Raw genomic sequence first — 13057 nt, 5'->3', positions numbered from 1 at the left:
CGATACCAGGCGTCATCGAGAACGGCGTCTGTCGCCTGAGCCACCGGTTCAACTGGGCCGACGTGCCGTTTGCCGCCATGCTTGCCGAACTCGTGCATGTGCCGGTCTGGGCGGACGACGACACCAATGCTTTCGCGCTTGCACAGCAACTGTTCGGCCTTGGCCGGCATCATCGAACCGTCGGCGCGCTGGCCATCGGCGCCGGGATCAGCTGCGCGGTCGTGATCGATGGCTCGGTCCATCACGGGGCGAATGGAGCCGCGGGCAAGATGGGTCACTCGATATACGATCCAGATGGTCCGCTGTGCGAATGCGGCCGACGCGGCTGCCTGCAGACCTTTTTCTCGGAGCCGGCCTTGGTGCGGCGATGGAAAGAGGCCCGTCGCCTATCGGGGGAGGTCACACGCCACGACATGCTGAGCGCGGCTCAGGCCGGCGACAGCACAGCAATCGATCTGTTGCGGGAGGCAGGCCTGGGAATAGGAAGATTCCTTGGCGGCTTCTGCAACATCGTCGATCCGGAAGTGATTGTCGGCGGCGGCGAAGCCGTCACTTTCGGCGATTTTCTGTTCGAGCCGATGCGCGACGCACTGAAGCGCTATGCATTGTGGAGCCCGCCACCAATCACGCCAGACTGGGCAGACGATTCCTGGGCGCGTGGCGCGGCGGCGCTTGCGACCCAAAGGCTCTTCGACTTTGAAAGCAGCCCAGGCGAGGTCGCAGGCCTGGGACTGCAGATATCAGGTGTCTAGGCTCGTTGATGAGCGAAGAGGGCGATCTGGTCACCTACTTAGCCCATTCACGAACACGGCGCGCGACCTCAGCTGTCGACATCCCGTAGCGATCGTGAAGCGTCGGCAGAGCCCCGGCATCGAGAAACTCGTCGGGGAGCGCGATCTGCCGGAAGACAGGGCTCACACCCTCGCGCATCAGCAGGGCGGCCACACCTTCGCCCAGCCCGCCGATCAAGGTGTGGTTTTCCGCAACCACCACCATTCGCCCGGTCCGTCGCGCCGCGGTAAGTATCGTTTCTGCGTCGAGCGGCTTAATCGTTGGAACGTGCAGCACAGCGCAGCCGATACGGTCCGATTCGAGAGCTTTTGCGGCCTCCAGCACACGCATGGTCATCAGGCCGCTGGAAATGAACAGCACGTCGGCCCCTTCGCGCAGCAGCCGCGCCTTGCCGATCTCGAACCGGTAGTCGTACCCGTCGAGGACCACCGGCACCTTGCCGCGCAGGAGCCGCATATAGACCGGCCCTTTGTGGTCAGCGATTGCCTCGGTGGCCTGCTCGATATCGATCGCGTCGCATGGATCGATAATCGTCAAGTTGGGCATGCCGCGGAAGATGGCGATGTCTTCCGTCGCCTGGTGGCTGGGGCCGTAACCGGTGGTCAGTCCCGGAAGGGCGCAGACAATCTTCACGTCGAGCTTTTCCTCCGCGATAGCCATGCAGATGAAGTCGTAGGCGCGACGTGAGGCAAAGACGGCGTAGGTCGTTGCAAATGGCGTAAACCCTTCCCGGGCCATCCCCGCAGCCGCGCTCATCAGCACCTGCTCGGCCATGCCCATCTGATAGAAGCGATCCGGATGTTCCTGGGCGAAGACATGAAGGTCGGTGTATTTGGCAAGATCGGCGGTGAGCCCGACGATCCCGTTCCGCTGATGTGCCAGCCTGGCGAGCATGTGGCCGAAAGGGGCGCTGCGCGTCGGAATGCCGTCCGGGGCGATCGAGGCGATCATCGCCGAGGTGGTCTTGCGCTCTCCGGCAATGACAGCCTGACGTGGCTCGAATTTTGACAACCTCACTGCGGACGTCCCTTCTCCAGAGCCTCGAGCGCCAGCGTCCATTCATCCGGCTCGACACGGATGAAATGCGTGATTTCGCGGGCCTCCAGGAAAGGCACACCCTTTGCCATGCGCGTGTTGCAGACGATGATGCGCGGGCGCGGCTCCTTGAGGTCCCGGGCAATGTCGAATGCCGCGCGGACCGCCTCGATGTCATTGCCGTCGACACGCTGTGCGTGCCAGCCGAAGGCCTCAAACTTATCGGTCACCGGCTCGGAAGACAGCGTCGCCGTCGACGGACCGTCGGCCTGCTGGTTGTTGAAGTCGACGATGGCGATGAGATTGTCGAGCTTGTGGTGGGCGGCCGACATCGCCGCTTCCCAGGTCGAGCCCTCACCGAGCTCGCCGTCCGACAAGAGATTGTAGACGAAACTGTCGCTCCGCTTGCGCTTCAGCCCCAGGCACATGCCGACGGCGATGCCGAGCCCATGGCCGAGCGAGCCGCCGGTGATCTCCATTCCAGGCGTGTAGGCGGCCATGCCGGACATCGGCATGCGGCTGTCGTCCGTGCCATAGGTTTCGAGTTCTTCCTCCGGCAGCACGCCTGCTTCGATCAATGCCGCGTAGAGCGCGATCGCATAATGTCCGATCGACAGAAGAAAGCGATCGCGCTTCTCCCATAGCGTCTCATCTGGCCGATAGCGAAGCGCATGGAAATAGGCGACCGCGAGCACGTCGGCGATGCCAAGCGCCTGGCCCACATAGCCCTGGCCCTGGACTTCGCCCATGCGCACGGCATGCCGGCGGATGCGATAGGCCCGTTCGGCAAGGCTGATATTGCTGCCCGAGCGCGGCATCTCAAATTCTGCCGCCCCCTCAGCCATGGATCAGCATCCCGCCATTGACGTCGATCACGGCGCCGGTGATGTAGCTGGCCAGATCCGACGCGAGGAACAGGTAGGCGCCAGCCACGTCGCGCGCCTCGCCGAGGCGGCTGAGCGGAATCCCCTTGATGATGTCGGCGCGCATGGCCTCCGTCAGCTTGCCGCCGGTGATGTCGGTCTGGATCAGGCCTGGCGTGACGCAGTTGACGCGGATGCGGTCGGGTCCGAATTCGCGCGCCATCGCCTTTGCCAGGCCGAGCACGCCCGCCTTGGCGGCGGAGTAATGCGGGCCGCCGAAGATGCCGCCGCCGCGTTGCGCCGAAACCGATGACATGCAGATGATCGAGCCGCCATTCTCGCGCATGTGGGGAATGAAAGCCTGGCTGAGATAGAGCACACCGCGTAGATTGACGTCGAGAATGCGGTCCCAATCGCCTGGGCTGATCTCCAGGGTCTTCACCGGCTGGGTAATGCCGGCATTGTTGCAGAGCACGTCAACCTTGCCGAAGTTTTCGGTGACTTGCGCCGCCGCTGTCTTGCATGCGGCGAGGTCGGAGACGTCGCAGGCGAGGCCCATGTGGTCGCCTCCGAGCGAAGCGGCGGCATCCCGCGCCAGTTCCTCATCGAGATCGAGGATCGCGACGCGTGCCCCATGTTCGGCCATCAGCGCTGCCGTGGAGCGGCCTATCCCGCGTGGGCTCGCGGCGCCTGAAATGACCACAGCCTTGCCCTTCAGCAACATGTCGAACTCTCCTGCTTTTTCCAATCTCTTGGCGGATGATCTAGAGCCGGTAGAACCGGGCGGCGTTGTCGTGGAACAGCGCGAGCCGCTCTTCACGCGGATAGTGTCGCGTGATCTCCTTGAAGGCGTTCACGACGGCGTCGAAGCTCGAGAACAGCTTGTCGACCGGGAAGTTCGTCGCAAACATCGATCGATGGATGCCGAAGGCGGCGATCGCCTCCTCGACATAGGGACGGATCGACGCCGTCGTCCATGTCCAGTCGCCCATGCCGAGACCCGAGATCTTGCAGGCGACGTTCGGCGCCTGCGCCAGCTGGCGCATGCCCTTCTTCCAGGCGTCGAAATGCTCGGGTCCGTCGACCTGCATGCCGGTATGGTTGAGAATGATCTGCACGTCGGGAAAGGCGCGCGCCAATTCAAGAAACTCGCCCATCTGCGGATAATAGAGCTGCAGGTCAAAACTCAGCCCGCGCTTCGCCAACTCGCGGAAGCCGCGCCGCCATTCGGGTGTCCGGCTGACCTCCGGCCGCGCCAGATAGGTCTTGGCGGGATCGGCATGGTAATTCATCGACTGCCGGATGCCGCGAAAGTTCGGATATTCCATGTGTCGGTCAAGAAGGTCGCCGACATCGGGCTTGGACAGGTCGGCATAGCCGACGATGCCATGGGGAAAGCCCCGCTTGTTGGCGATGCCTTGCAGCCAGCGCGTCTCCCCAACCGGATCGGCGGGATTGAACCCGACGTCCAGATGCACCGATTTCACCAGGTTCTGGTTCTTGGCGTCTTCCAGATAGTCGTCGATCAGGTAGCTCTTGCGGATCGCCTCATAGTCGCCGAAGGCGGCCGGCTTAACGCCATCGGTCAGCCATGGATAATAGTGGGTCTCCAAATCCCAAAGGTGATGATGCGGATCGATGAAAGGCAGTTCGGCCACGGTCGGGGTCCCTCGCTTGCTGCTGGACCCGCCGGCTTCGCCGGCGGGTCCGTTCGAAGGCGGTCAGTTGCTCGGGGGGAAAACGCGGGCGATAACCTTCTTCGCCTCGGGACTGTCGACCTTATCGGCGGTGACCAATGGCATCACCAGGGCCAGATCCTGGGTCACCTTGCCTCCCGTCAGGGCGTTGTAGACTTGCTGGGTGCCGTCGATGCCTTGGCCGACCGCTTCCTGGAAGAAGATGCCCTGGATCGCCCCCTTCTTCAGCAGCGCAATGGTGGTGGGTGAGCCATCGGCGACGGTGATGCCAACTTTGCCGGTGAGGCCTCGGGTCTCGACCACCTTTGCGGCACCGCTCCCGGCCTCATCATACATGCCGTAGATAGCCTTGATGTCGGGATGTGCAGTCAGCAGGTCGTTTCCCTGGGTGACAGCCTCGTTGATGGTGAGGCCCCGGGTTTCAAGCATCTGGACCAGGTCGCAGCCGTCTGCCGCGAACGCCTCCTTGGCGCCCTTGAGATACTTCTGCGCATTCTCCCGGTCCTGCGGCAGCGACAGCATGCCTACCTTGTTGCCGCCGCGCTCCTTGGCGAGATCGCAGGTGAATTTCCCTTGCGCCTTGCCGGTCTCATAATTGTTTGCGGTGACAGAAGATGTGTAGTTGGTTAGTCCCGGCTGCGGACCGATGCCGGCGAAGGCGATCGGCACCTTCTGCTTTTCCAGATAATCGAGCAGCGGCGGCGTCGATGTTGAGCTGACCGGACCGATCACGATTGCCGCGACCCCCTTTGTCACGGCCGTCCTCGCATTGTCCATCTGTTTGGCCGGCGAGTTCTCCGAAGTGTACTCGACATAGTCCATGCCGAGTTCCTTGGCCTTCTCCTTCACGCCGTACCCGACCCATTGCCAGTAGGAGATGTCCAGCGAGGGCGCGATATAGGCGACGGTCTTCTTGTCCTCGGCATATGATGCGCTGGACAAGGCGGACGCCGCCAGTGCTGCAATCAGGATGCTCTTCAACTTCATCTTGGTTCCTCCCGTTGATGATCTAGAGTCGGTTCTTGTTGCTGAAGCGGTCGATCAGAACCGCAAGCAGGATCGCGGCGCCGGTGACGGAGCCTTGCCAGAAGCTGTTGACGCCGATGAGGTTCACGCCGTTCTGGATGCAGGTGATCATCAGCGCGCCGAGCACCGCGCCGATCGCGCTGCCGGTTCCGCCAAAGAGGCTGGCACCGCCGATGACGACCGCGGCAATCGCCTGCAGCATCAGGCTGGCGCCGGCCGTTGCCTCGGCATTGAGGATGTAGCTCGCCGTCAGCAGCCCGGCGAACGAGGCGAGCAGGCCGGAAATGACATAGGCGGCGAATTTGATGCGAAGCACGGGAATGCCGAGCAGCCGGGCTGCGGTCGCCGATGACCCGACGGCATAGAACCAGCGACCCAGCACGACCTTGCGCAGCACATATTCCAGCAAGACCATCAGGACGATGCAGAACAGAAGATGATTGGGGATTCCGGGGACGATCTCGCCGGAATTCAGCAGCCAGAAATCCGGCGCGCTGATCGGCATCGAGCGACCGTTGGTGACGATGAAGGCCAGGCTGCCCGCCACCGCGTAAGTGATGAGGGTGACGACGAAAGGAGCAAGCCTGACGACAGTGACGAGAAACCCGTTGATCGCTCCGAATACCAGCCCCACGGCCAAGCCTGCCAGGCTGGCGGTAAGATCGTCCGCTCCATTGGCCATTGCCAGCGCCGTGACCATTCCAGTCAGCGAGAACACCGAGCCGACCGAAAGATCGATGCCGCCGGTGACCACGACCAAGAAGACGCCGAGCGACATGATGATGAGCGGCGCGGCGGCCTGGATGATGTTTTGGACGTTGCCCATGCTGAGCGCCGCGGGGACGAATATGCCCACCGCCAGCAACAGGACGACAATCGCGCCGGCGATTGCGGCCTCGGTGCGGTAGGACAGAAGAATCCCGGGAGCGCGGGTCCCGGCGGCCCGAGCCTTCTTGGCCGTCGCGGCGCCGTTGGTTGCGTCGGTCATGCTGCCATCCCCGTCAGCTCGGCGAGCCCGTCTTCGGTGAAGCGCTCGTCTGGCAGAAACCCCTTCGGGCGCCCCTCGGTGTCGAAGGCGAAGATCACATCGCACAGCTCGAGCAGCTCGACGTTCTCGGTCGACCACCAGACAATGACTGCTCCCGTATCCGCCATCTCGCGGATCAGCGCGTAGATATCGTGCTTGGTGCCGATGTCGACGCCGCGCGTCGGCTCTTCCAGCACCACCATGCGCAGCGGCAATCCGAGCCAGCGCGCAACGATCAGCTTCTGCTGGTTGCCGCCGGACAGCGACGCCGGAAGGTCCCAGATCGAGCCCGCCTTCAACTTGAGCGCCGAGACCAGATCGGAACATTCCTGCCGTTCGGCGGCGCCGACGATCCGCCGGTTGTCGCGAACCCTGCGCGCGGCAAGCACGTTGTCGACGATCGGAAGCTGCGAAAGGATGCCCTTCGCTGCCCGGTCACCCGAGACGAAGCCGATGCCCGCGCGCGCCGCCGCGGCCGGGGAGGGGAAGCCATCTGCGAGACCCTCGCCGGAGAGGCGCCAGCCGGCGCCCTTTCCCGCGCCGACGAGGGGATCGATCAGGCCCGTCGGACCCGCCGGTGCACCGGCCAGCCCCAAGATGGTGCCGGGCCAGATTTCCAAAATGGCGCCGTCGGGCCCCAGCAACTCCACCGGCGTACCCTCTCGGCTGCGCTCCCGCCGCTTGAGCTGCGCGCCGGAACGGTGGGTCGATTGTCCCATCTGCTGGATGATCTCGGCGTCGCTCAGCGAGGCAAGCGGCGTCCCATTCGCCACAGTGATGCCGTCCCGCAGGATGGTGCAAACATCGCAGAGCTCGCGGATTTCCCGCATCCTGTGCGAGACAAATACGATTCCGATACCCTCGTCGCGCGCCAAACGCTTCAGCACGGAGAAAAGCTTGGCCGTCTCGCCTGCGGTCAGGTTGGCGGTGGGCTCGTCGAGAAGCAGCACTTCGGCGCCCGTTGAAAGCGCGCGAGCGATCTCCACGATTTGCCCTTCATGCAGGGACAATTTGGCCGCCGGGAGGTCCACGATCTCCTCGCCGATCGCCGCATCTATCAGGCGCAGCGCATTGAGCGCGATGTCGCGCATGCGGCGGCGGCTGCTCTGCGACAGGCCGGACTTCGCATGCACGATACCGATGTTTTCCGCGACCGACAGTTCGGGCAGCAGCGCCAGCTCCTGATGCACCACCGCTATGATCGGGCCGCCCCGGCCGAGCTTCGCCGACGTGAAGGCGACCTCGCCGGCATCGCGGGAGGTAAGGCCTGTGATGATGCGGATGAGGGTACTCTTGCCGGCGCCGTTGCCGCCCAGCAGCGCATGTATTTCGCCTGCCCGGACCTGAAAGCTCACGCCGCGCAGGACGCGGGTTGCGCCGTAGGTCTTCTCGACATTGGCAGCGTCGATCAGAGGCGTCCTGGTCGATGCCTGTGCGGCCGCGCTCACATTGCCGGCGACGCCCAGGCCCTGGGCCGTTTCCATCCTGCATCTCCTCCCGAGATCGCAGGGATGATGCGACCGATTGACATTCGGCTCAATTCTCGTTTCTTAACATTCTGTGTAGCTGAACTTAACTGACGATCACGATATGTCGGACATCAAGTTCAAGTCGATGGCGCATTTCGAAGCCGTTGCGCGCCTCGGCGGCGTGGCGAAAGCGGCGCAGGAATTGCAGGTGACGCCTTCGGCCGTCAGCCAGCAACTGCGCTTGCTGGAGCACCAGTTGGGCGTGCGGCTGTTCCAGCGCGAAAAGCGCCACCTTTCCCTGACGATCGACGGGGAGCGGCTCTACCAGACCACCACGCAAGCCTTCGAATCCATCCGCGAGGTTCGAAACGCCATCGTTCGGCAGCGCGAGAGCTTTCAACTCAGCCTCCGGGTCAGCCCGTCCTTTGGCGAAAAATGGCTGGCGCCGCGGTTGGCTGAATTCAGCAAGGACTATCCGACCTGGAATCTGCGGGTCGACGCGACACCCAATTTTTCGGATTTCGAAACTGAGGTCATTGATCTCGATCTTCGCTACGGCGACGGGGGCTGGGCCGGCCTTTATTCGGATTGCGTGGTCAACGACCTGATCCTGCCGATGTGCTCGCCTTCTTATCTCAACGAACTACAGAGGCTTTCATCCGACCCGCGCGAGCAGCTGCGCCAGGCAAGACTGATCGACAGCGTGAAGGCCTATTTCCGCTGGGATTACTGGCTGCCGCGTAACGGTGTCCAGGGCGCGCGCATGACCTATCCCTATCGTTTCGACCGCTCCTCGATGTCGGTTCAGCTGGCGAAGGATGGAGCGGGCGTGGTTCTGGAAAGCACGTCAATTGCGTTCGAGGACCTTGTTTCGGGCGCTTTGGTGCCCGTCTCGACCGAGTTCGACGTGATAGAGTTCCCCGGATACTGGCTTGTCTGTCCTTCGCGGCATATGAACCGGCGCGCGGTGCGCCTGTTTTCCGAATGGGTGTCGCGGGTCGGCAGGCGCGACACAGACCGTGCTCGGGATTTTATGTCCGAGTTAGGGCTGCGCATATCGTTTGAACGACGGCCTCATTTCGGATTGCGGGATGACAAGCCCGCCGCCATGGCTTGAACAAGAATATCTGGCGCTCTTGCTGGATTCCACGCTCCAAACAAGCCAGTTCGCGACATAGGTAGAATAAAGTTATCTGGGGATTGGAAGCGCCGATCTCGCTTGTTTTGTTTTCGACCAGACTATGTGGGCGATCCATTTCTTCCAATGTCGTGAGCTGCTCGGCTCAGTGCAACCGTACCCCGTTGCAAGCTGTGGCCTTGAGACCCTCCTGGCTGCTCAGGACCTAACGCTGAACACCTCCGACCACACCTACAGATTCCCGTTGCGCACTGCGGAGTTCCTCGACTACGCAAACAGGCCTCCCAAGGCCCTGCGAGGTGGATTTGGCTAGCGACCTGGCTTGCAAATCACATTCATGCGCGCTAGTGTATGCAGAATTCAGTACGCAATCGAAGGCTGGCACACGGGCATGACATCTCAGACGGTCGCCTCAACTTCGAAAGATGAGCAAAATCCAGGAGACCGGGCAGGTGTGGACGCCGACACCTTTCGTGGCATATTCGGCGGGTTTCCCAGTGGCGTAACCATCGTGTCGGCAACCGACTCCGGTGGAGCGCCGGTCGGGTTGACCGTCAGTGCAGTGATGTCCCTGTCGCTGAGCCCCCCGCAGCTGGTCATATGTCTGCAATCGTCAAAATACACGCTTCAGGTCATCCGGGCCCAGAAGCGTTTCGCGGTCAATTTTCTGGCCAGCGATCAATCGTGGATCTCAGATCAGTTCGCGTTCGGTCAAGGCGATAAGTTCGGCGGCATAGATTGGGCTTTTGGCGAAACCACGGGTGCTCCCGTGATCAAGGACGTGCGTGCATATGCGGAATGTCAGGTGGATTCCCTGATTGAATCTGGCGACCATACGATTGTCGTTGGACGCCTGGTCGCCGGCGGCACAGCCGATGCTTCTCCTTTGGTTTATCACGCTCGCAATTACGCTTTGCTTTCGGCCCATCCTGGAAGCTCTCGCAGGGCACCTTCGGACCGGCCAAACAACAAGTAGGCGCACAATCGCGGCATTGCATCGAAGCTGAGGCACAGGTTTTGCCAAACCACGGATTTGAACGACCGTCGGCTTTCATGACGAACATGGCGCCGCCGTCGTTTAGGTAGGGAGCACTGATTACCGTGCAGGAACTTGAAAAGAATGCAGCGGTTGGCGTGCCGGCTTACGCGATGGTCAAGAAGCTGATCGTTGACAGCAATTTGCGACCCGGTGAACTGATCTCCGAAAGCGACCTTGCAGAGCGTCTGGACATCGGCGAACCGCTAATCAGGGCGGCGGTGGAGCGATTGGTTGAAGATGGTCTGGTCAATCATGTAGACGCGAAGTTCCTGCAGGTGGCTGCGCTCGATAGAAAATACATCGACGATGTCTACCAGGTTAGCAAGGCCCTCGAGATTCAAGTCGCGGTACAGTCGATAGACCACATACCGGCAGACGCGGTCGAGGAGTTCGCGATGGTGCTCGAAAACATCCGACCGAACGTGGAAGCGGGCAATCCATACCCGGTTCGCGAGGCCTATGAGCATCTGCAGCGCATGTTCCTGACATACTGCGAGAACGATCTTATCTGCTTGATACTTGGACGGCTGCAGGATCATCTGACCCGCGTCAGGCTGGCCAGTCGCGCTACCGATGACCGCCAATGGCTGCACATAGAATATTGGGTCATGAAGAACGAACTCGATGCGCTTCGTGCGCGCGACGTCAACAGGCTGACCACAACGCTTTCCGCGCATATGGACATGTTCCGGCGCTGGATACTCCAAAGCTGGATCTCACCCGATCAAGCCGAGAAAGGCTGACGGTTTCTTCGCAGGGCAAAACCGCCGTCAACCCAAAGGTCCGGCCAGTCATGAATCCTGCCTCATCGCTTGAGATATCCTCGGCGTCGTTTCCTTCCTGGTTCACATGGTCGAGCTCTAAGGGATCTTCATCGAAGCGCCTCGGAGCGAAGTCTCGACGCCATCCTGTCCACAGGCGGCTCTTGGGGAAACGCTCATAACTCGAATGGAACGAACACGCTTCCCGCCCCGACTGACCGTAGCGCAGTGAACATGAAGCCTACGCCCCTTGCCCCGTCGTGAACGGTGGGGAAGTCTCCATTGTCGGGCGTGTTTCGACCTTCCGAAATTGCCCGCGCCACCGCTGAATAAATGTTGGCGAACGCCTCGAGATAACCTTCGGGATGGCCGGCAGGAATTCTGGAGGCTGCTTTCGCTCCGGCGCTGACGCCCGCGCCGCCTCGGGCAAAGACAACCGGCTGCTGCCCGGATGCCGTAAAGGTGAGTTGTTCGGGATGCTCTTGGTGCCAGGTGATCGCGGCATCGGATCCGAACACACGCAGTGCAAGGCCATTTGGACAGCCGTGAGCTATCGAGGTGGTCCAAAGGGCTCCACGGGCTCCACCTTCGAAGCGCAGCAACATGTTGACATGGTCGTCGAGCGGATTGCGCAAGCTGGCCAAATCCGCAGCCAGCGCTTCTACACGTAGCCCGCTGACATATTCGGCCAGATGGAATGCATGCGTCCCAAGCGACGCCACGACACCGAGCGCTCCTGCCTTGGTCTGGTCGTGCTGCCATTCCTTCTTGCCGAAGGCCTGCGTCTGGTACTGATGCGCATATTCCACCTGGACGGATAGGATCTGGCCCAGCCTGCCCCCGGCAATCATGTCCCTTGCCATTCGCACCATGGGATAGCCCGAATAGGTGTATGTTACTGCAAGCAATCGACCAGTCTCGGCCACCCTTGCGCTCAGGGCGCGGGCATGCTCGCGGTTCACTACTAGCGGCTTGTCGCAGATTACGTGTATGCCCTTGGCAAGAAACGCATCGGCGATTTCATAGTGGGTTTCGTTGAACGTACAGATCGTGACGGCGTCGATGCCGTCCGGGCGCTCAGCCTCGCGCGCAGCCATTTCAGTGTGGTCTGCATAGGCTCTTTGCGGGTCGATGAAGAGGTCTCGCGCGACCTGTCTGGTCCGCTCCGGGTTGCGGGAGAAGACGCCCGCAACCAGCTCCCAACGACCGTCCAGGCGCGCTGCCGAGGCGTGGCTGGGCCCGATCGAACTGCTGCCGCCTCCACCCACCATGCCCAGCCGCAGCCTTCGGCCGAATGCATCTGCCTCCGTCATCGGAGCCTCTCCAGTTGAACTTGCAATCGCGATCGATCGAGAAACAGGCCCCGTTACGTGCGCAGATCTCCGAGCGCTTTAACAACTTGGAAACAGGGGCCTCAGCATCTATCAAGTCTGATTTCTGAGGTCTGCCCAGAAGCTTTTGGAATGCTGGCGAAATGCGCGGCCAAGGCGATGTTCCGACAGCCCAAGCCCATGTCGAAAGGCCCTCTCGGAGAGCCGGATTTCAGCTCCCAGGCCGCATCGGTGGCCGGGGACGCGCCGGCTTCCGAGCCGAGCTCTCTCAACTGGCCTGCGCCATAGCCTGAAGGCCGGTGTGAACATCGATTATTTCCAACCCTGCCGCGAGCGTTTGTGTATCCAGTATTCAATCTTGAGTGAGCGTCCTGTCAAGAGAAAACATTCGTGACCTCGGCGCCTCCGGGAGCGGTTTTTAAAGGCATCTTTCTCCACTTGATGATCGGGGAGACGAACGTTGACAGCCTGAATCGCAAATTGCATACTGAATGCGATTGATCCTTCGAGTTGCGGGGTCGTGAGGGCTGGCTTGGCGGTTCCTTGAGTTGATGGACGCGAAATGACGGAAAAGAAGAACAGGCTGATCCTGCATTCGTCAGTGGCTTGGCACGTGCCCCTGATCATGGACATCGATGTGGCGCGAGCGGTCGGTTTCGACGGCATAGATCCATCAACCAGAAAACTGCGGGGCTTCCTCGATGCAGGGTTCACCGAACAGGAACTGCTCGCCAGGCTCGAAGGCATCGACATACCGGGTTTCGGCGCCGTCTTCGATATTGAGAGGGGAGGCGCGTCAGAAGCCGATTTGATGATGGAGGCGGAGTCTACCTTCAGACTGGCACACCTCGTCGGGGCAAAGGGCATACAGGTGATGAC

Annotated in this window: 12 protein-coding genes and 1 pseudogene; 5 read left to right on the top strand and 8 right to left on the bottom strand. The window is 61.5% G+C overall.

Features of this window, described 5'->3' with window-relative positions; genetic code table 11:
- Positions 1 to 752: ROK family protein (locus tag EOA33_RS09190; RefSeq protein ID WP_145989093.1), on the top strand; the 752-nt coding region annotated here is incomplete at its 5' end.
- Positions 753 to 786: 34 nt separating this feature from the next.
- On the opposite strand, the gene EOA33_RS09185 is transcribed toward EOA33_RS09190, so the two are convergent.
- From EOA33_RS09185 to EOA33_RS09155, 7 genes are all read right to left on the bottom strand, one after another.
- Positions 787 to 1809, bottom strand: coding sequence for a transketolase family protein (locus EOA33_RS09185; RefSeq protein WP_186815515.1), 1023 nt, complete (start codon positions 1807 to 1809; stop codon positions 787 to 789).
- Positions 1806 to 2645: a transketolase gene (locus tag EOA33_RS09180; protein WP_127405466.1), complete on the bottom strand. Its 840-nt coding sequence runs from the start codon at positions 2643 to 2645 to the stop codon at positions 1806 to 1808. The genes EOA33_RS09185 and EOA33_RS09180 overlap by 4 nt, the downstream gene beginning before the upstream one ends.
- A gap of 19 nt (positions 2646 to 2664) precedes the next feature.
- A complete protein-coding gene (locus EOA33_RS09175) occupies positions 2665 to 3414 on the bottom strand; it encodes an SDR family NAD(P)-dependent oxidoreductase (RefSeq protein WP_127405465.1) in 750 nt (249 codons plus the stop codon).
- A 40-nt stretch (positions 3415 to 3454) separates the two neighbouring features.
- Positions 3455 to 4348 carry an amidohydrolase gene (locus EOA33_RS09170; protein WP_127405464.1) on the bottom strand — a complete coding sequence of 298 codons (894 nt, stop codon included), beginning with the start codon at positions 4346 to 4348 and terminating at the stop codon, positions 3455 to 3457.
- Between the two features lie 63 nt (positions 4349 to 4411).
- The gene (locus EOA33_RS09165) at positions 4412 to 5374 is read right to left on the bottom strand and encodes a substrate-binding domain-containing protein (RefSeq protein WP_127405463.1); all 963 of its coding nucleotides are present in this window, start codon (positions 5372 to 5374) and stop codon (positions 4412 to 4414) included.
- Between the two features lie 22 nt (positions 5375 to 5396).
- Positions 5397 to 6401 carry an ABC transporter permease gene (locus EOA33_RS09160; RefSeq protein ID WP_127405462.1) on the bottom strand — a complete coding sequence of 335 codons (1005 nt, stop codon included), beginning with the start codon at positions 6399 to 6401 and terminating at the stop codon, positions 5397 to 5399.
- Positions 6398 to 7924, bottom strand: a complete 1527-nt coding sequence (locus EOA33_RS09155) for a sugar ABC transporter ATP-binding protein (protein WP_127405461.1) — start codon at positions 7922 to 7924, stop codon at positions 6398 to 6400. Before EOA33_RS09155 ends, EOA33_RS09160 begins: the two co-directional genes overlap by 4 nt.
- A gap of 130 nt (positions 7925 to 8054) precedes the next feature.
- Here EOA33_RS09155 and EOA33_RS09150 point away from each other — a divergent pair, with 130 nt between their 5' ends.
- The 3 genes from EOA33_RS09150 to EOA33_RS09140 all read left to right on the top strand — a co-directional run bounded on the left by EOA33_RS09150 (position 8055) and on the right by EOA33_RS09140 (position 10829).
- Complete coding sequence (locus EOA33_RS09150) at positions 8055 to 9026, top strand: LysR substrate-binding domain-containing protein (RefSeq protein WP_245482277.1); 972 nt, start codon at positions 8055 to 8057, stop codon at positions 9024 to 9026.
- A 475-nt stretch (positions 9027 to 9501) separates the two neighbouring features.
- Positions 9502 to 10023: a flavin reductase family protein gene (locus tag EOA33_RS09145; protein ID WP_190234237.1), complete on the top strand. Its 522-nt coding sequence runs from the start codon at positions 9502 to 9504 to the stop codon at positions 10021 to 10023.
- Between the two features lie 125 nt (positions 10024 to 10148).
- Positions 10149 to 10829, top strand: a complete 681-nt coding sequence (locus EOA33_RS09140; RefSeq protein ID WP_127405458.1) for a GntR family transcriptional regulator — start codon at positions 10149 to 10151, stop codon at positions 10827 to 10829.
- A 194-nt stretch (positions 10830 to 11023) separates the two neighbouring features.
- On the opposite strand, the gene EOA33_RS09135 is transcribed toward EOA33_RS09140, so the two are convergent.
- A complete protein-coding gene (locus EOA33_RS09135; RefSeq protein WP_127405457.1) occupies positions 11024 to 12160 on the bottom strand; it encodes a Gfo/Idh/MocA family oxidoreductase in 1137 nt (378 codons plus the stop codon).
- Between the two features lie 580 nt (positions 12161 to 12740).
- Between EOA33_RS09135 and EOA33_RS09130 the strand changes: the two are divergent.
- Positions 12741 to 13057, top strand: a pseudogene (locus EOA33_RS09130) (sugar phosphate isomerase/epimerase); the annotation flags it as partial.

Source organism: Mesorhizobium sp. M4A.F.Ca.ET.050.02.1.1, from assembly GCF_003997725.1.
Classification (GTDB): Bacteria; Pseudomonadota; Alphaproteobacteria; order Rhizobiales; family Rhizobiaceae; genus Mesorhizobium.
This window is presented reverse-complemented; position numbering and strand designations above follow the sequence as displayed.

Coding starts and splice junctions, on each gene's coding strand:
- EOA33_RS09165 (WP_127405463.1), bottom strand. CDS start 5,374: ATGAAGTTGAAGAGCATCCTGATTGCAGCACTGGCGGCGTCCGCCTTG.
- EOA33_RS09155 (WP_127405461.1), bottom strand. CDS start 7,924: ATGGAAACGGCCCAGGGCCTGGGCGTCGCCGGCAATGTGAGCGCGGCC.
- EOA33_RS09150 (WP_245482277.1), top strand. CDS start 8,055: ATGGCGCATTTCGAAGCCGTTGCGCGCCTCGGCGGCGTGGCGAAAGCG.
- EOA33_RS09175 (WP_127405465.1), bottom strand. CDS start 3,414: ATGTTGCTGAAGGGCAAGGCTGTGGTCATTTCAGGCGCCGCGAGCCCA.
- EOA33_RS09180 (WP_127405466.1), bottom strand. CDS start 2,645: ATGCCGCGCTCGGGCAGCAATATCAGCCTTGCCGAACGGGCCTATCGC.
- EOA33_RS09160 (WP_127405462.1), bottom strand. CDS start 6,401: ATGACCGACGCAACCAACGGCGCCGCGACGGCCAAGAAGGCTCGGGCC.
- EOA33_RS09135 (WP_127405457.1), bottom strand. CDS start 12,160: ATGACGGAGGCAGATGCATTCGGCCGAAGGCTGCGGCTGGGCATGGTG.